This is a genomic window from Neoakkermansia glycaniphila, from assembly GCF_900097105.1.
Classification (GTDB): domain Bacteria; phylum Verrucomicrobiota; class Verrucomicrobiia; order Verrucomicrobiales; family Akkermansiaceae; genus Akkermansia; species Akkermansia glycaniphila.
Genome location: NZ_LT629973.1, coordinates 2,295,432 through 2,312,062, shown reverse-complemented (window position 1 = coordinate 2,312,062; position 16,631 = coordinate 2,295,432). Strand labels below are relative to the sequence as shown.

The 16,631-nt window shown below is 59.3% G+C and carries 14 protein-coding genes; 10 read left to right on the top strand and 4 right to left on the bottom strand.

Annotation, left to right across the window (positions count from 1 at the left end; genetic code table 11):
• Position 1: 1 nt before the first annotated feature.
• The 4 genes from PYTT_RS09660 to PYTT_RS09645 all read right to left on the bottom strand — a co-directional run bounded on the left by PYTT_RS09660 (position 2) and on the right by PYTT_RS09645 (position 5,834).
• Positions 2-1,573 (bottom strand): MFS transporter, encoded by a 1,572-nt coding sequence (locus PYTT_RS09660; protein WP_067777930.1) that lies wholly within the window; start codon positions 1,571-1,573, stop codon positions 2-4.
• 4 nt (positions 1,574-1,577) lie between these two features.
• Positions 1,578-2,588, bottom strand: coding sequence for an HlyD family secretion protein (locus PYTT_RS09655; protein WP_067777928.1), 1,011 nt, complete (start codon positions 2,586-2,588; stop codon positions 1,578-1,580).
• A complete protein-coding gene (locus PYTT_RS09650; RefSeq protein ID WP_083077137.1) occupies positions 2,585-3,232 on the bottom strand; it encodes a TetR/AcrR family transcriptional regulator in 648 nt (215 codons plus the stop codon). The genes PYTT_RS09655 and PYTT_RS09650 overlap by 4 nt, the downstream gene beginning before the upstream one ends.
• A 151-nt stretch (positions 3,233-3,383) precedes the next feature.
• A complete protein-coding gene (locus PYTT_RS09645; RefSeq protein ID WP_067777919.1) occupies positions 3,384-5,834 on the bottom strand; it encodes a glycoside hydrolase family 95 protein in 2,451 nt (816 codons plus the stop codon).
• A 253-nt stretch (positions 5,835-6,087) separates the two neighbouring features.
• On the opposite strand from PYTT_RS09645, the gene PYTT_RS09640 reads away from it, so the two are divergent.
• The 10 genes from PYTT_RS09640 (at position 6,088) to PYTT_RS09600 (ending at position 16,606) form a co-directional block, all read left to right on the top strand.
• Positions 6,088-7,281 carry a hypothetical protein gene (locus tag PYTT_RS09640; RefSeq protein WP_067777917.1) on the top strand — a complete coding sequence of 398 codons (1,194 nt, stop codon included), beginning with the start codon at positions 6,088-6,090 and terminating at the stop codon, positions 7,279-7,281.
• Between the two features lie 48 nt (positions 7,282-7,329).
• Entirely contained in the window at positions 7,330-8,283 is a 954-nt protein-coding gene (locus PYTT_RS09635) for a YeiH family protein (RefSeq protein WP_067777915.1), read from the top strand.
• A gap of 128 nt (positions 8,284-8,411) precedes the next feature.
• A complete protein-coding gene (locus tag PYTT_RS09630; RefSeq protein WP_156850359.1) occupies positions 8,412-8,846 on the top strand; it encodes a hypothetical protein in 435 nt (144 codons plus the stop codon).
• A gap of 143 nt (positions 8,847-8,989) precedes the next feature.
• Positions 8,990-10,414, top strand: coding sequence for an efflux RND transporter periplasmic adaptor subunit (locus tag PYTT_RS09625; protein ID WP_067777911.1), 1,425 nt, complete (start codon positions 8,990-8,992; stop codon positions 10,412-10,414).
• Between the two features lie 22 nt (positions 10,415-10,436).
• A complete protein-coding gene (locus PYTT_RS09620) occupies positions 10,437-11,129 on the top strand; it encodes an ABC transporter ATP-binding protein (RefSeq protein ID WP_067777909.1) in 693 nt (230 codons plus the stop codon).
• Positions 11,126-12,283 carry an ABC transporter permease gene (locus tag PYTT_RS09615; protein ID WP_067777907.1) on the top strand — a complete coding sequence of 386 codons (1,158 nt, stop codon included), beginning with the start codon at positions 11,126-11,128 and terminating at the stop codon, positions 12,281-12,283. Before PYTT_RS09620 ends, PYTT_RS09615 begins: the two co-directional genes overlap by 4 nt.
• Before the next feature lie 13 nt (positions 12,284-12,296).
• The gene (locus PYTT_RS09610; RefSeq protein WP_067777905.1) at positions 12,297-13,439 is read left to right on the top strand and encodes an ABC transporter permease; all 1,143 of its coding nucleotides are present in this window, start codon (positions 12,297-12,299) and stop codon (positions 13,437-13,439) included.
• A 34-nt stretch (positions 13,440-13,473) separates the two neighbouring features.
• A complete protein-coding gene (locus tag PYTT_RS09605; RefSeq protein WP_067777903.1) occupies positions 13,474-14,130 on the top strand; it encodes a hypothetical protein in 657 nt (218 codons plus the stop codon).
• The gene (locus PYTT_RS13415) at positions 14,096-14,386 is read left to right on the top strand and encodes a hypothetical protein (RefSeq protein ID WP_141675926.1); all 291 of its coding nucleotides are present in this window, start codon (positions 14,096-14,098) and stop codon (positions 14,384-14,386) included. The genes PYTT_RS09605 and PYTT_RS13415 overlap by 35 nt, the downstream gene beginning before the upstream one ends.
• A 255-nt stretch (positions 14,387-14,641) precedes the next feature.
• A complete protein-coding gene (locus tag PYTT_RS09600) occupies positions 14,642-16,606 on the top strand; it encodes a PEP-CTERM sorting domain-containing protein (protein WP_067777901.1) in 1,965 nt (654 codons plus the stop codon).
• Positions 16,607-16,631 lie beyond the last annotated feature (25 nt).

The window sequence follows — 16,631 nt, the reverse complement described above, 5'->3', positions numbered from 1 at the left end:
GTCATGCATTGGTCGGTTGATTGGCACGCACTCGGAAGCAGAAGAGCGCAAACAGCACTCCGGCCGCACCCACCATGGCGATGCACAAATAGAAATAATCGGTGGAAAAGATCTGGCTCTGGAGCGATACGGCCTTGTTGAGCACGGCATTCGCCCCGGCATGCACCTGCCCGGCCGTCTGCCCCGCATCGGCAAAATGGCGTTGCCACATATCCATGGTGGCGACGGCTCCCGGCGACCCCTCCCGCGTCTGCTCCGCAACGGAGAACTGGTAATTCGTTTTCATATGGGCCAGCACGGTGCTCACGCTACTTGCAAACAGGGCGATGAAGAGGAAGCGGACGGTATGCATCGTGCGTGCGGAAGAGGCAGCCCGCTCCGGCGGCACACCGCGCATGATCAGAGGCGAACCGGTGTTGATGCAAAAGGCATAGCCCACGCCGAACACGGCCAGAGGCCACGCGACATCAAGCCACGAGCTGCCCGTATGTAGGCGTGCCAGCAGAAACGCCGCGCCGCTCAGGCCCAGCAACCCCGCCATCATCCCCACACGAAGAGCCAGCTTCCCGCGCACCATCAGAGGCAGCACACATGCAGCCCCCACGCAGAAGGAAGCGACCAGCACGGAAAACACCAGTGCAATGTGTACCGGATCGTACGACATCGTATTGCGCATGAATTGCACCGTACCTGCACGGATCCAGCAAACGCAGAATATATTGCACAAGGAGGCGATCAGGGCGCACATGAACCTGTAATTCTTCAGAACGCTGAAATCGAGCAGCGGGGACTTGTGGTTCAGGCAGGAAATGGCCGTCAGCGCCAGAAAGCAGAAAGCGCCGTACCCCCATGCCATCACGTATGGCGATGTCCACCCCTCCGTCTCCCCGTCGATCAGCACCATCAGCATACACAGGCAGGACATGCCCAGCGACAGAAAGGAAAACCAGTCGAACTTCCCCTGCTTAGGGATTCTGGCATTGGGTACGAATATCGAGGTGACGAGAGCCATCAGCAAGGCGGCGGCTCCCGTCAGCACGAAAAGCATCCGCCAGCTTCCATACTGCACCAGAAAACAGCCGACCACGGGGCTGATGCAGGAAGCCATGCCCAGAGAATACAGGCGCAACCCCATCGGCCACGCCAGAGCTTCGCGGGGCAGAGCCGCCGCCATCACTCCCGCTCCGTATGCCAGAGCCAGCCCGCCGCCGAATCCCTGCACCAGCCGCGCCACGATCATCATCAGAAAGTGGTCGGCCACCAAGGCGAGAGCCGAGCCTCCGACCATCAGCAGCAGCCCGAAGCGCAGAGCCCGCCTCAACCCGATACGGGCCCACAGGTAGGAAGCCACCGAAAAGGAAAGAGCCGTTCCCAGCGGACAGGCCGCACCGGACCACGAAACATCCAGCACGCCGACGACAAAGGTGCCCGACAAATCGGGCGTGGCAGCCGTGATGCTGCCCATATTGATAAAAGTGAGTATCGTACAACCGAAGGCAAGCAGCACCAGCACCCGGCGGCGCATGCGTTCCGCCGTGGATTCCTTCACCCTGCTTTCGTCCTCTGCATCCATACTCTCACAAGGCGATATTGACCTGCCCCTGCATCCCAGGGCGGAACACCACGTACGGCTGTTCTTTAGGCAACGAAACCTTGACGGGGATGCGCTGCATGACCTTCGTGAAATAGCCGCTCACATTCTCCGTCGAAATCAGGGAAAACGTGGCGCACGTCGTCGCACCGATCTCGTACACCTTGCCGTGGAACTCGCGGTCGGCATAGCCGTCGATGGTAAACTGCACATCCTGCCCCAGCCGGATATGGCCGATCTTCGTCTCCTCCACCCGCACATTCAGCCAGATATCGCTGCCGTCTACGATGGAGAAAAGCTTCTGCCCCGTATTCACGACCTCGCCCTCATGCACGAGTTTCTGGGCAATCATCCCATCCACCGGGGACTTGATCACGCACTCCTCGGACAACACCTTCAACTCATCCAGCTCCGCCTGGGCCGCCTCCCACTGCGCTTTGGCGGAACGCTTCTCCTCCTCGCGGCAGCCTTCCAGCTTTAGGTCAAGATTCTCCTGCTCCGCATCCCGGGCGGCCTTGGCGGCCAGATAGGCCGCGCGCACGGCGTCCCGGTCCGCCACACTGATACCGGCATTGTCCGCCACCAGCTTTTCAATACGCTCGTAATCGCGGTGGGCGCGTTCCAGTGTCGCGGCAGCCTGCGCCGTCTTCGCCCTCTGGGATTCGATCTCATGGGGCCGAGCCCCGGCCATCACCTCATCGTACCGCGCCTTCATCAATGCCACCCTGGATTCCACCGCCGAGGTGCGGGCGGCGAGGCTCCGGGCATCCAGCTCGGCCAGCACCTGCCCCTTGCGCACCGTCTCACCCTCCTGTACAGCCACCCGCAACACACGTTCGGACAACTTCGACCCCACGGACACGATACTGGCTTCCACACGGCAATCGTCCGTTGCTACGGAATGCTTCCCGCGCACATACCAGATGCCCCACAAAATCCCCCCCACGGCGACGAGCGCCATGCTCCCCAGTGAAATTGCCTTCAAATGCTTGCTCATACCTCCTTCTTCCCTTCCTCATTCTCCTTCCGTTCGAACCCCTGAATGAAAAGATCGATCGTCAACCGCAGGGAATCCACCTTGGACTGCCATACCTTCCTGTCGTCATTCAGGCAATACATCAGCATATAGCCGTGCAGAGTATTGATGAACGTCCGTGCCATCAGCTCCGCATCTCCCTCTCGCACCCGCCCGAGCTGCTGCATCCTCAGCATGTAATCGTGCAGGAACGCCAGCATCTCCCGCGCACTCTTCAAATAATCGTCCCCGTTCGTATCGACGGATTCCAGCGCGCTCAAATAGGCGCGGAACGCATTCCTCTTCGCACTGGTCGCCTGCAAATACAGGCGGGCAGCCAAACGCAGATCATGCCCGAGTTCCCAACGGCAGGCGCGGGTAAACTCCTCCTTCAGCTCCTTGGCATAGGCGCGGTACCGGATAATCCCCGTCAACAGCTCCGTCTTCGACGGAAAATAGCGGAACACGGTCTTCTCGCACAAACCCGCCTTATTGCCTATCTCCTGCACGCTCACCCGGTGGAAACCCTTTTCGCTCATCAGCTTGATGGCGGCCTCCACAATCCTGATCATCGTCTTTTTCTGAGTCGGCGACAAATGCTCCATGTCTGTCAGTGTAACAGACATTTTTTACACCGTCAAGCGTCTCACTGTGGACGGTACGGGCAAATTCTCCACAAAAAAGCCGCCACACGTTTCTCTATCAAAACCATGCCAAAAAGAAAAAAAGCGCGTTTCCCTGAGGAAACGCGCCTTGAAACCGGAATCGGGAGCGGTGTTACTTCTGCTTCTGCGGAGTCACGTCCTTGGTCTGGCCGTTCACCACGAGCTTCACCTTCTTGCCGGTCGGCGAAGTGAGCTTGTAGTCCGTCACCTTGCCGTCCTTCCACGTAAAGTCCACCGTCACATTGCCGCGGGCCTTGAGGCCCTTCACCGAACCGCTGGCCCAAGCCTTGGCGGGCGCCGGGAGCAGTTCGATCTGTCCGCTGTGAGACTGGAGAAGCATTTCGGAAATGCCGCCGGGAATACCGAAGTTGCCGTCGAGCTGCATCGGCGCGTGCGTCGTCAGCAGGTTCGGAAGCGTATTGTGCTGCAGCAGGCCGGAAACCATCTCATGAGCCTTGTCTCCATTGTGGAAGCGTGCCCAGAGAGCCGTACGCCACGGCCACGTCCACGAGCGGCGGCTGTCGCCCGTCGTACCGCGCCATTCGAGCGACTTGCTGGCGGCTTCGGACAACTCGGGCGTCTTCACCGGATTGATCATATTGCCGGGGTAAACGGCAAACAGGTGCGAGGTATGGCGATGCTGCGTCCTGGGGATACGGTCGATCATCCATTCCATCAGATTGCCTTCCTTGCCGATCTTCGGTCCGGCGAGGCGATCGCGCTTGGCAGCCAACTGCTTGGCCCAGGCATCGTCCACACCGAGCGTCTTCGCAGCGGCAATGGTATTCGTGAACAATTCCCAGATCAACTGCTGGTCATGAGCCACACCGTCTTCGCGGGGGCCGTGTTCCGGAGACCAGCCGTGAGGAGCAACCAACGTACCGGCCTTGATATCGGCCAACTCGGGGAACTTCGTCACATCGACTTCCTTGCCGTCCGTCTTCAATCCCTTGCCGCCTGCGCCAAGCTCCTTGAGATGATCTTCCCAGAACTCGCAGATTTCCTTCATCATCGGGTACACCTTCTTCAAATACGCCTTATCCTGCGTGAAGTTGTAGTGCTCCCACATATGCAGGGCATACCATGCGGAAGCAGGAATATTCACCTGCCAGCCGTTGCCACCGAACGGATTGTGGGAAGTGTACAGCGTCCAGCCGCGCACCTTGCCCTGATGGTCGGGCTGAGTTGCCTTCACATACTCCTGAGTGGCAATGCGGTTCGGCTCTTCGGTCGCCACGAGAAGATCCATCATGGGCAGATGGCACTCGGGCAGATTCGTCGGCTCCGCACCCCAGTAGGCCATCTGCATATTGATATTGCTGTGGTAATCGCTGGCCCAGGGCGGCGACACCATACCGTTCCAGAGCCCCTGCAAATTGGCAGGCAGGCTGCCCGGGCGCGAACTCGAAATCAACAGATAGCGGCCGAGTTGGAACATCGTCTCCTCAAGCTGCGGATCGTTCTGGTTCTTCTTGTAGGCATCGAGGCGTTTGGGAGTCGGCAGTCCCGCCACAGCGGCGTCCGTCGTCCCGAGATTCAACGTCACGCGGTCGAAATACTTCGAGAAATCCTTACGGTGGGCGGCACGCAGTTCAGCAAGGGACTTCTTCTTGGCGGCGGCCAATTGCTTGGCGATCTTGCCGGAAGGAGCTGCGCCCTTCCAATGCTTCGAATAATCCATCACATAATCCGTACCCAGTGCAACCAGCACCACGCAGGAATCTCCGCCCTTCAGTTCGAGCACGCCGTTATTGGCAGTCAACGTACCTTTACTGTTCAGCACGACGGCCTGTCCCTCAAACTGCATGCCGTTCTTCAGCGTACCCTTGAGCGTCACGGTATTGCCGGAGGCAGACACCTGCACGCCATCCTGCTGGCCCACGAACGTGAACTTCGCATCGAGCTTGCCCGGCTGGTCCGCCTTATAGGAAAACACCATCACCTGATCGGGCGCGCTCACGAACGATTCGCTCGACACGGTCACCCCCTTGCGCGTACCCTTGGAAGTCACCTCGGCTTCATTCAACGACAAGGCGCGGTCGAAACCTTCCTGCTTCACCGGCGCGCCGAAATCCACGATAAAATCGCCGAACGGCTGATAACAGCCGAAACCGTCGCCGCCCGTATTGGCATTGTAACCGTTATACTTCTTATCGCCGTTGCGGTTCGTCGTACCGAGATTCTCGCCGCCCGACCACAAAGAGATTTCATTCAGTGCATAGCGGTCGCGGCCGCTGCCGTTGAACACCATCGCACCCATGCGGCCGTTGCCGATCGGATACCCTTCGGACTCCCAAAGCTGGGCCGGGTTGCCTTTGGCGGCATTCCACGTCGGAGTACCGCCATCCGCAGAGGAGGGTTCCCAAATGCCATCGTATTGATTGGAGGTACGGCCCTCTTCCTTCTGGTTATCGAAAAGGCGAGTCACGGCCGGAGTATCCGACCAGATCCTGTATTCGCGCGATGTCCCGCTCGCGGAACGGGAAGATGCCTGCGATTGAGCCGCCGCATAGGACAACCCCGACGCAGCCAACAGGGAAAGAATGAACAATGTGCGTTTCATGTCGTGCTTTTTTATCGGAAACAAGATTGAGCGTCAAGCGGAAAATAATTTAAGCGAGTACGACGAAATACAGAAAGATTCACAGTTTTGCGACGTATGAAGCCCTGCCCGGGAACAGGTAAAAGCCCATCATCCCGCGTACAATGCTCTTTTTTCAACAAAATGGTGCGTGTCATACAAAACAGGCAAAAGAACATTGCTTTTCCGGATAGAATGCGCGACAAACAATCGTATTCCAACCACTCCCCCAACCATGCATCTCCGACTCTTGCTTATCCTTGCCCTCACCGGCACCGTAGCCGTTGCTTCTCCCACGGTTCTCGACCGGCCTCCGCTCGCTGCTTATCAGGATACCGCGACCGCCGACACTCCGGACGCACCCAAACCATACACAACGGAAATACCGGCCCTTGGCTGTATCGGCATATACCCCCTGCACCAAAAAGACTGGGCCTGCGCCCCAGACAGCAATACCTACCTTCTCGCCGACGAATTCGGCCGGTTCTGCACGAATGCGGTCGAACAATATCTGGACCGGCACGATCCCGCCACCGCCGCCATCCGCCGCAACAACCGGGCCGCCCATCTGGAATACGTGCCGCGCGGCCATCTCTTCTTCAACATGGACAACACCATCGAATGGTATCTTGCCTCCACCTGCACGAAACCCGGCAAGGGAGGCGACATCGGAGCCAGAGGAACATGCCGCTATATCATCGAAAAAAACCGCATCGTCCTTGAATACACGGTCAAAAGCGTCTCATCCACCCTTCGGCTACCGATCGACAACACGGCCTCCCCTTCCGGCAAGGGAAAACTGTGCCTCGACCTGACGGATCCCGTCTTCGGAAAAAACATCTATCCGGAAATTCCCGTCGTCATCGAAAAGCAAACTCCTCCCGGCACTGTCGTTCAAAAAACGCCGTTCACCCGCTTCGGCACAGACGACACATACAACCACAACGTCATCGAAACATCGTGGAACGATGATGAAACGGCTGTCCTCGTCACCCAACACTGGAAATGGCATTCGGAAATTTACCTGTACGCCGAAACGGCAGACCATCGCTACATCCGCTCCGGCAATCTTTCCGAAGAATGCTCCACCGCAATTGAACAACGCATCCACGCCACATTGCCGGATTTCGTACGAAAACGAGCAAAAATCGCCACTACCTACCCCTATACGCTGCAAGGCGCCATGAAATGTACGGGCAACCAAAAGATCACATGGCAAATGGATTCGTACATGCCCAAGAACGAAAACATGAACGGCAACTTTCATACCGAAGGCGCCTTCCATTACTCCGTCAAAGCCGGAAAACTCTGCCTTGCACCCGACATCCTCACCCTGCAGCCGGCACCCGAACAAACTCTTGATGAACAGCCTGAAGAAGAAGAGAAGGAAGACCTGTGCGACATCATCCTCCGGATGTATTCGGAGTAACGCGGCCTTGACATCCCCCCGGGCAGGCGTATAATACCACCTCCCCCCATGAAAAACATCATCTTCTATGTATTTCTGGCGGCGGCACTTCTAGCGACCGTCATGGGATGGGGCGACGCCTGCATCCTCCTTATCGCCGGCATCTTCGTCGCACTCACCGTGGGCAACCCGGTCTCCTCCCTCACCGCCAATGGGGCCAAATATCTGCTTCAGGCCTCCGTCGTCCTCATGGGCTTCAAATACGACATCCACTCCATGCTTGCCGTCGGCAGCCAGGGCGTCTTCCTCTCCATCTTCTCCATCGCCCTCGTCCTCACCTGCGGCACCCTCTTCTCGCGCTGGCTCAAAGTCCGTTACGAAGTAGGCGCTCTCGTCTCCTGCGGCACCTCCATCTGCGGCGGCTCCGCCATCGCCGCCATCGGCGGCGTCATGAAATCGGACAACAAGGACATGGCCGTCTCCCTCGGCACCATTTTTCTGCTGAACGCCGTCGCCCTCCTCATCTTCCCCGTCATGGGCCACAGCCTCCACATGAGCGAACAAATCTTCGGTTACTGGAGCGGCATCGCCATTCAGGACACTTCCAGCGTCGCTGGAGCGGCCCAAAGCTACGGAGGAGCCACGCTGGCCTATGCCATCCCCGTCAAACTCGCGCGCGCCCTGTGGATCATCCCCCTCGCCATGTGTGTCGGCTGGTTCCATCGCCGCCGCAGCGAATCCCTCGGCGCGGAAGCGGGCTCCTTCTCCATCCCCTGGTTCATCTTCCTCTTCATCATCGCCTCCGCCGTCAAAACGTGGATTCCCTCCGGTGAACACCTCTACGCGCACGGTGCGGACCTCGGCGTCAAAGCGCTCGTCTTCACCCTGTACCTCATCGGACTCGGCATGTCGTACCATGCGCTCAAAAGCGTCGGCTGGCGCGCCCTCGTTCTCGGCGTCCTGCTCTGGATCGTACTGGGCATCAGCTCCCTCATCTGGCTCACCGTCAGCCCTCCGGCATAGCGCAGGGAACCCTCCCGGCGTATGACACGAATGCACGGCGGTCTCTCCATGCCCGCGGACTTCCTGCTTGCCTTTTCCCGGCAAAATTCTATAATGAATGCATAGAGCGCATGAAATTTGCCGGAAACATGCTGATCCTTCTCGCCTTCTTGCTCACCATGCTGGGCAACTCGGTGCGAATCGGCGTATGCCCGCATGACAACAAGCTCTTCATCGGCGAATGCGGCGTCGAACAGCAAATCATCTCCAACCAGCAGGCGAAGGCCGCTCATATACACTCGCATTTGTGCGAACACTGCGCGGAACCCGAAGAAATTCCCGGCATGTGCCCCAACTGCCATGGATGCCACAACATCCTTCTGGCAACGGACAACACCTACGAATTCACCGCTTTTGTCCTAGCCTCCGCACCAGCCGTGCCCGTACTCTACCTCGAACGCACGGAGCTTGAACTTCACGGTTGCCAACCCGACGGCATCCCCGCCGTGGAACCTTGGCCCCCGCCCGACCCGGCATCGACCGCCGCTCCCTACTGCGGCCATACCACACCCCTTCTGTCCTAGGAGGCAGGATATGCGTTTTTCCATCTCCGGAAAAACGGCACAGGATCGTACACACCGGAACGCACGTCCCTTGAAGACTCCCGGTGAATTGGCGGCATTGCGCCCGCCTGCACTTCCCAAGCATATCCAAACAACCTCCACACATGTCACTCGAATTACTTACCAAACAATCATCATCTTCGCAGCCGGAGCCAGGTTCCGGCAAAAAACGCGCCCAGCGCACCCTGCCCACCTGGTTCTTCCCGCTCATCATCCTGCTCGGCTTCGTCGGAGTCTTTGCCCTCGTCCTCTGGGACGACCTCAAACCCGCCACGCCCGTACGCATCGCACGCGCCGAAGCCATCGCCGACTCTGCTCCCGCCATTGATGCCGAAGCGCAGAAAAAAGCTCCCGCCCACATGCTCTTCCAGGCCTCGGGCTGGATCGCCCCCGACCCGCTCGAAACGCGCGCCGGCACCCTCATCAGCGGCACGGTCAAAGATGTACTCGTCACCGAAGGCGAACTCGTCGAAAAAGGCCAAACGCTCGTCACCTTCATTGACGACGACTTCCGCATCCATGTCGACCAAACCCACGCCGACCATCAGGACGCCACGGCCACCGTCCAGCTCCGCAAAGCCGAACTCGACACAGCACGCGCCAACCTCGCCGCACAGCAAGCCAACCTCGCCGCCGACAAGGAACGCCTCAAAAACCTTGAAATCAACCACGAACGCTACTCCAAACTCGGCCGCGACCTCGTGAGCGACAAAACCATCACCGACGCCCTCCACGAAAAGAACGAATACATCAAAAAAGTGGAAGCGGCAGGTGCCGTACTGGCTGCATCCAACGCCGCCATCGCGGAATGCGAAGCCCGGCTGGCATCCGCCAGAGCACAGGAAGCCAAAGCCGAACAGGCATGCAACCAGGCCAAGCTCGACCTCTCGCGCTGTGAAATCAAATCGCCCATCAAGGGCCGCGTTCTCCGCCTCTTCACCTCCCCCGGCTCCCGCCTCAACACCACGGGAGAAGGTGCGAGCAAAGACATCGGCACGGCCGTCTCCCTCTACGACCCTGAAAAAGTCGCCCTGAGCATGGACGTACCCCTCGACCAGGCTACCAAAATGTACGTCGGACAGAATGCGCGCATCCACTGCGAAACCTTCCCGGACCGCACCTTCAAAGGAATCGTCTCCCGCATCTACGGCGAAGCCGACCAGCAGCGCAACACCCTGCGCGCCCAGGTCAGCGTCACCGAACCTGACGACCTCCTGCGCCCTGGCATGCTCTGCCGCGCCGAAGTCTACTCCCCCGGAGACATGGACACCGCAACCAGCGCGCCCGCACCCGCAGCCGGAGGAGAAACGTCGGACAGCGTCCTCATCCCCCGCGAAGCCCTCGCAGGCGAAGACCGCGTCTGGGTCGTCACCATCAACAACAAACTCGAATCGCGCCAGATCACGCGCGATCCCTCCCGCGACAAGGGAGACCGCATCGCCGTCACCGGCGGCCTGCTTCCCGGGGAACCCGTCGTCCTCGCACCCTCGGCCGACTTCAAGGCCGACCAAAACGTCAAAGCACAATAAACACCAAACCATCTTCAAAACCATGAACCACATCGTCTGCCAACACCTGACCAAGGAATTCGCCAAAGGAGCACAAACCATCAGGCCGTTGAACAACCTTTCCCTCGAAGTCCCCAAAGGGCAATTCCTCGCACTCATGGGCCCCTCTGGCTCCGGCAAAACCACCCTGCTCAACCTCATCGCAGGAATCGACACCCCATCCTCCGGCTCCCTCGTCATCGGCGGGCAGGAACTCATGGGGCTGAACCGCGGAGCCCTCACCCGCTGGCGCGCCGCCAACGTCGGCTACATCTTCCAGCTCTACCACCTCATCCCCACGCTCGACGCGCTGGAAAACGTCGAACTCCCCCTCATGCTCCAAACCATGGGCCGCAAGGAACGCCGCGAACGCTCCATGGCCGCGCTCGACCTCGTCGGCCTCAAGGAACGCTACCACCATCGCCCCGGCGAACTCTCCGGCGGGCAGGAACAGCGCGTCGCCATCGCACGAGCCCTCGTCGCGAACCCCGAACTCCTCGTCGCCGACGAACCCACGGGCGACCTCGACCGCGAATCCGCCGACGCCGTGCTGAAACTGCTCAACTCCCTCGCCCACGACCACGGCAAAACCATCGTCATGGTCACGCACGACCCGAAGGCAGCAGCTGCGGCAGACCGCACCCTCCACCTCGAAAAAGGAGTCCTCGTCGAACCCGGAACCTCCAGCGCCGCATGAAACAAACCGTCATCAACATCCTGCGCCTCGGCGAAGTAGCGTACAAATCGCTCGTCCGCAACAGACTGCGCAGCACGCTGACCTTGCTCGGCGTCGCAGCGGGGATGTTCCTGTTCACAGCCGTCACGGCCTTGCAGGACTCCCTCGACCGCGCTCTCACCAAAGCCGCGGCCGACTCCTCGCTCATCGTCTTCCAGGCGGACCGCTTCTGCCCATCCACCTCCGTCCTGCCCGAACACTACAGCCGGGAAATCTCGAAAATCAACGGAGTCAAAGGCGTGTACCCCATCCAGATATGGGTCAACAACTGCGGAGCCAGCCTCGACGTCATCACCTTCCGCGGCATCACGCCCGACTACCTGAAAAGCATCGACAAGCACCTCAAGATCGTCGACGGCTCCCTCTCGGCATGGCCCACGCGCAATGATGCCGCCGTCGTCCCGGAATCCTTCGCCAAACTCCGAAACCTCTCCGTAGGAGACATGTTCGATGCGGCAGGAGTCAAAGCCCATGTCGTCGCCATCTCGAAATCCGACCGCCCCGAAGATGCGACCAGCATCTACGTACCGCTCGACTTCCTGCAGCAGACCTCACGCATCGGCCTCGGCAACGTCACCATGTTCCAGGTCGATGCCGCAGATGCCAGAAGGCTCGACGCCCTCGCCATCGAAATCGACGCCCGCTACCGCACCGGCACCACCTCCACCAAAACGAGAGCCAAAAGCGAATTCTTCACCGAAACCGCCGGACAAATGCTCGAACTCATCGGCTTCTCCAAATGGCTGGGAGTCGGCGCCGTCATCGCCGTACTGGGCCTCCTCTCGAACAGCGCCCTGCTCGCCGTACGCGGCCGCATCAAGGAAGCAGCCATCTACCAGACCATCGGTTGGTCTCGCCTCCACGTCGCCTGCCTCACCCTCTGGGAAGGCATCATCCTCGGCATCGCCGGCGGCATCATCGGCGCGGGAGGCTGCATCCTCCTGCTCGGCCTCTCACCCCTCACCATGGGCAACGAAGGCGTATCGCTCATGATCCAGGCCAGCCCGGAAACCATCGCCTCCTCGCTGGGCGTCTCCGTACTCCTCGGTCTCATCGCCACCCTCTGGCCCGCATGGGCTGCCGCGCGCAAACCGCTTGCAGATTCACTCCGCTAACCTTGCCACCACCATGTTGCCATTCTTCTACACAGTCAAAAACCTCCAGCGCGAGCCCGGCCGCACCGTCCAGATCATCCTCGGGGCATTCGCCGTCGTCCTGCTCGTCATGCTCTCGCTCTCCTTCGACTCCAGCATGAACCGCATGCTCGGCTCCACGGGGAACCCGAACAACGTCATCCTCCTCAGCACGGGATCCACGGAAAGCCTCCAGCGCTCCTCCATCCCGGGCGAGGCCACCACCGTAGCCGCCGCCACACCCGGAGTCGTCAAAGGCGACCGCCCCCGAGTCTCCACGGAAGTCCACTGCATGACGCCCGTCATCTTCCCCGGCGGACAAAAAGGCAGAGCCTACATCCGCGGCATAGGCCCCGAAGCCTTCACCGTACACGACACCGTCCGCCTCACCGACGGACGCCTGCCCAAACCCGGTGAAATCCTCGTCGGCGAACTCACCTACCATGCCCTCGGCGTCGACAAAGCCGACGTAGCCCTCGGCAAAACCATCACCCTGGGGGGAGCCAAATTCCGCATATCCGGCCACTTCGCCGCGCCCAACACACGCTACGAATCCGAAATCTGGGGAGACAGAAGCGACATCCTCGCCCTCACCAAACGGGAAAACCCCTCCTGCGTCATCGCCACCACCGAAGGCAAAGGAGCCAAAGCCCTGCAAAACATGGCCTTCCGCCGCTCCGACCTCGAACTGGCCGCCGTCTCGGAAACCAAATACTACGAAGACCTCGCCAAATTCTTCGGCCCCATCGTCACCATCACATGGCTCAGCGCCCTACTCGTGGCGATCGGCGCCCTCTTTGGCGGATTCAACACCCTCTACGCCGCCTTCGGCTCCCGCACGCGGGAACTTGCCGCCCTGCAGGCCATGGGCTTCACCCGCATGAACATCTTCTGTTCCCTGCTCATCGAAGCCCTCCTCTCCTGCATGCTCGGCACCCTCCTTGCCTGCGTCCTCTGCGTCTTCGTCTTCTCGGATGCTACCATCTCCCTCTCGGCGGGCACCCTCACGCTGCACTTCGATGCCGCCACCCTCATCTACGGCATGCTCACCGGCGTAGGACTCGGCCTCATCGGCGCAGCCCTGCCCGCATGGAGCTGCCTCCGGGTACCCCTGCCCACCGCCCTCCGATCCATCTGACCAGCCACAATAAACCAACCATAAAAATCGAATCATGAAAACAACCGCATACATCATCGCCGCCCTCTCCATGCTCGCCCTCAACGCCTGCAAGGACAAGGCCGCTACGGAAAACGCCGCCCCGGCAGCCAGCGCCGCCGCCACCTCAGCCCTGCAAGGCTACTTCGGCACCGTCGAAGGCAAAGAACAGGCCAAAGACATCAAGGACGCCCGCAAAACGGCAGCCGGTGAAACCGTCACCGTCCGCGGACGCCTCGTCGGAGCCGAAGACATCTTTGCCAACGGACAGGCCTTCTTCAAAATCGGCGACCCCTCCTTCGTCATCGCCGAAATGCAGGAAGAAAAACCCTACACCGCCTGCTGCACCCCGCAGGACGTCAAAACCGCCAACATGCTCACCATCCAGCTTGCAGACAAGGAAGGCATGGTCATTGAGCAAAGCGTCAAGGGAGTCAACGGCCTCAAGGAACTCGACTACGTCGTCGTCTCCGGCAAAATGGCCCCCGACTCCACGGAAACGGCGCCCGTCCTGAACGCCGAAAAAATCGAAATCGTCAAGGCATGGGCCACCAACGCCCCAAAAGACGGCAAATGCGACTGCGGCCATGACCACAAGGATGGTGAACACACCGACGCCGATCATGACCATGCGGAACATGACCACGCTGCTGAAAAACCAGCAGCCCAATAAAACGGCTTCCGACCATCAATCATCCGCAACGGCCTCCTCTTCAGGAGGCCGTTCTTTTATTTACGAACAACGGCAATCACACAAAAATAGAACAAAAACAAATCATACAATCATCATTGAAATCATTTACAAAAAGAAATTTATGAAAACAATACATGCATTGCGGATAAACAATCCGTTATCAAGCCCTAAATCGACAAATCGTGTAAAATGTATAGAAAATGACGACATGCGGCGACATATGATTGAAGGTTAGCGGTAAAACGAGCGACGGCCATTCACATGCCTCAAAACCGGTAGGCCATGCAATCCCCAGAATATTCAGGTATTACATGGAGAAATAACATGTTTCACGTTGAAACCCAAACACCATTATAACCATATTCCATTCACATCCAGTTGATTCAGCACAATAACACAACTATAATATAACGGATTGTTTATCCGATAGACTAACGCCAGCGGTAGGACAAGCCTCTTACCCCAAATTCAACACCAATATCACATTTATATGAAAATCAAGATGTCAAGATTCTCCATCGTCTTGCTCGGCATGCTGGTCACACATGCCATGGCCGCCGATCTCTACATATCGGCCGGGAATGGAGGCGGCGGCAGTTCCCCATCCGGTGGCGGTTCTGCAGGACAAGGTGGTCAGGGGAACATCACCAATGCAGGCGGTAATGGCGGCAGCGGCTGGGGCCTTTATTGCGGCGGCGGCGGCGGTGGCAGTGCCGCGTATGTATCCACCAGCAATCTTGGCGCTACCGGAACCGGCAACGGCAATGGCGGCGGGGGTGCAAGTGGCGGAGGCTGCGGTGGCAGCGGCTCAGGCGGTTCATTCTCCTATTCTGCTCTTGGTGAATTGGGCACCGTAACCACGACCAACGGCAGCAACGGCGAAGGCGGAGGCGGCCTCAACACCACACGCACCAATGATGGCGGCGCAGGAGGTTCCGTGACTGTGTCGGGCGGTAATCTCACCCAGTACAACAACATCTACATCGCCAGCGGATTCAATGGTAAAGCAGGCAGCAACGGAGATTGTGCCGGCGGAGCAGGAGGCACGACCAACGTCTCCTTCGACTCCATCTCCAACGTCGACTCCCTCACGCTTTACAAGAACGATGCCGCCCTTTCCTTCTCCGCTTCCGATTTCATCATCGGCGGCAGGACGACTTCCCTTTCCTTCCAGGGCGGCGCAACAGCTTCCTTCACCACCATCACTTTCGGCGATAACGGCCGCCTTCAGGGTGCTGCTGGAGCTTACACTTACCAGAATGTCGCCGTTGCAGGTTCCGGTTCTTCCGTCGATTCCCTCAGCCTTGCCTCCGGCATGTCCCTTTCCTTCGACCTGTCGAAGGCCGTGGCAGGCGGTACCATGCTGACCGTCGACAACGGAACCTATGCCTCCGGCGTGACCGTTTCCCTCAACAACGCCTCCCGGCTCAAGATGAACGAAGGTGGCTCCGTCACCCTCATCCGCAATACTTCCCAGACCGGGCTTGCCAATCTCGCCCAGTCCACCGTCGCCGGATACCGCGATCATGTGGTTTACCGGTCTTCCGTTTCCGGAAACGATTATGTGCTGACGGCGGCTTCTGCCTGGAACAACGGCGGCGAAGCCCTCGGCACCGGCAGTTTCACCGTCAACAAGGCCGACGGTACCGTGACCATCTCCGACAATCTCGGCGACCGTACAGGCATCACCTACGCCAGCGGCTGGGACGGTACAAGTTTCCACAAGAAGGGCGACGGCGATCTCGTCCTCTCCGGCACCGTGAACTATACGGGCACCTCCACGGTGGACGCCTCGGGCTCCGTCACCTACCAGGGTGCAGTCCAGCTCTCCGGCAGCTACGAGAACCGCGGCACCGTCCACTTCAAGCAGAATGCCTCCCTCTCGGGTATGGTGACGAACTACGGCACGATGACGGCGGAAAATGCCGTACTGAGCATGGCGAGCGTCTCCCTGCTGGGCGGCGGAGAGCAGCAGATGGCGGCCTCGCAATTGCTGGCCAAGAACGGTGCTCGGATTACGATTTCCGAGACGCTGACGGCCATGGTGTACGCTTCCGATTTCAATGCGGATACGATGAGCTTCGACCTTACGCGGCACTATGCGACGGAAGGCACGGGCAACATCACGCTGCTGGCAGGCTCCACCTGCGAGGTGACGTTCGATGCGAGTTTCTACAGTACGCTGGTCGGGCTGGGAGCCTCATTCGGCGATAAAGTGACGATCCACCTTCTGGACAATCGCGAAGGACTGAATATGACGTGGATTGGCTCTGTGCTGGACTACTCATCGCTGGATATGGAAGCACTGACCGCCTCCGGCTGGGTGTTGATGTACGACAACTATGCGTCCGACGGCAGCCTGACTCTGAGAATGGTTCCGGAGCCGGCGACGGCGACGCTGAGTCTGCTGGGTCTTTCGGCGCTGCTGCTTCGCCGCAGGCGCAGGGCGGCGTAAGGGTACCATACGCGCCTTGCCGGGC

Coding starts and splice junctions, on each gene's coding strand:
- PYTT_RS09630 (WP_156850359.1), top strand. CDS start 8,412: ATGCTGATCCTTCTCGCCTTCTTGCTCACCATGCTGGGCAACTCGGTG.
- PYTT_RS09645 (WP_067777919.1), bottom strand. CDS start 5,834: ATGAAACGCACATTGTTCATTCTTTCCCTGTTGGCTGCGTCGGGGTTG.
- PYTT_RS09640 (WP_067777917.1), top strand. CDS start 6,088: ATGCATCTCCGACTCTTGCTTATCCTTGCCCTCACCGGCACCGTAGCC.
- PYTT_RS09660 (WP_067777930.1), bottom strand. CDS start 1,573: ATGGATGCAGAGGACGAAAGCAGGGTGAAGGAATCCACGGCGGAACGC.
- PYTT_RS13415 (WP_141675926.1), top strand. CDS start 14,096: ATGACCACGCTGCTGAAAAACCAGCAGCCCAATAAAACGGCTTCCGAC.
- PYTT_RS09635 (WP_067777915.1), top strand. CDS start 7,330: ATGAAAAACATCATCTTCTATGTATTTCTGGCGGCGGCACTTCTAGCG.
- PYTT_RS09615 (WP_067777907.1), top strand. CDS start 11,126: ATGAAACAAACCGTCATCAACATCCTGCGCCTCGGCGAAGTAGCGTAC.
- PYTT_RS09625 (WP_067777911.1), top strand. CDS start 8,990: ATGTCACTCGAATTACTTACCAAACAATCATCATCTTCGCAGCCGGAG.
- PYTT_RS09610 (WP_067777905.1), top strand. CDS start 12,297: ATGTTGCCATTCTTCTACACAGTCAAAAACCTCCAGCGCGAGCCCGGC.
- PYTT_RS09620 (WP_067777909.1), top strand. CDS start 10,437: ATGAACCACATCGTCTGCCAACACCTGACCAAGGAATTCGCCAAAGGA.
- PYTT_RS09650 (WP_083077137.1), bottom strand. CDS start 3,232: ATGTCTGTTACACTGACAGACATGGAGCATTTGTCGCCGACTCAGAAA.
- PYTT_RS09600 (WP_067777901.1), top strand. CDS start 14,642: ATGAAAATCAAGATGTCAAGATTCTCCATCGTCTTGCTCGGCATGCTG.
- PYTT_RS09605 (WP_067777903.1), top strand. CDS start 13,474: ATGAAAACAACCGCATACATCATCGCCGCCCTCTCCATGCTCGCCCTC.
- PYTT_RS09655 (WP_067777928.1), bottom strand. CDS start 2,588: ATGAGCAAGCATTTGAAGGCAATTTCACTGGGGAGCATGGCGCTCGTC.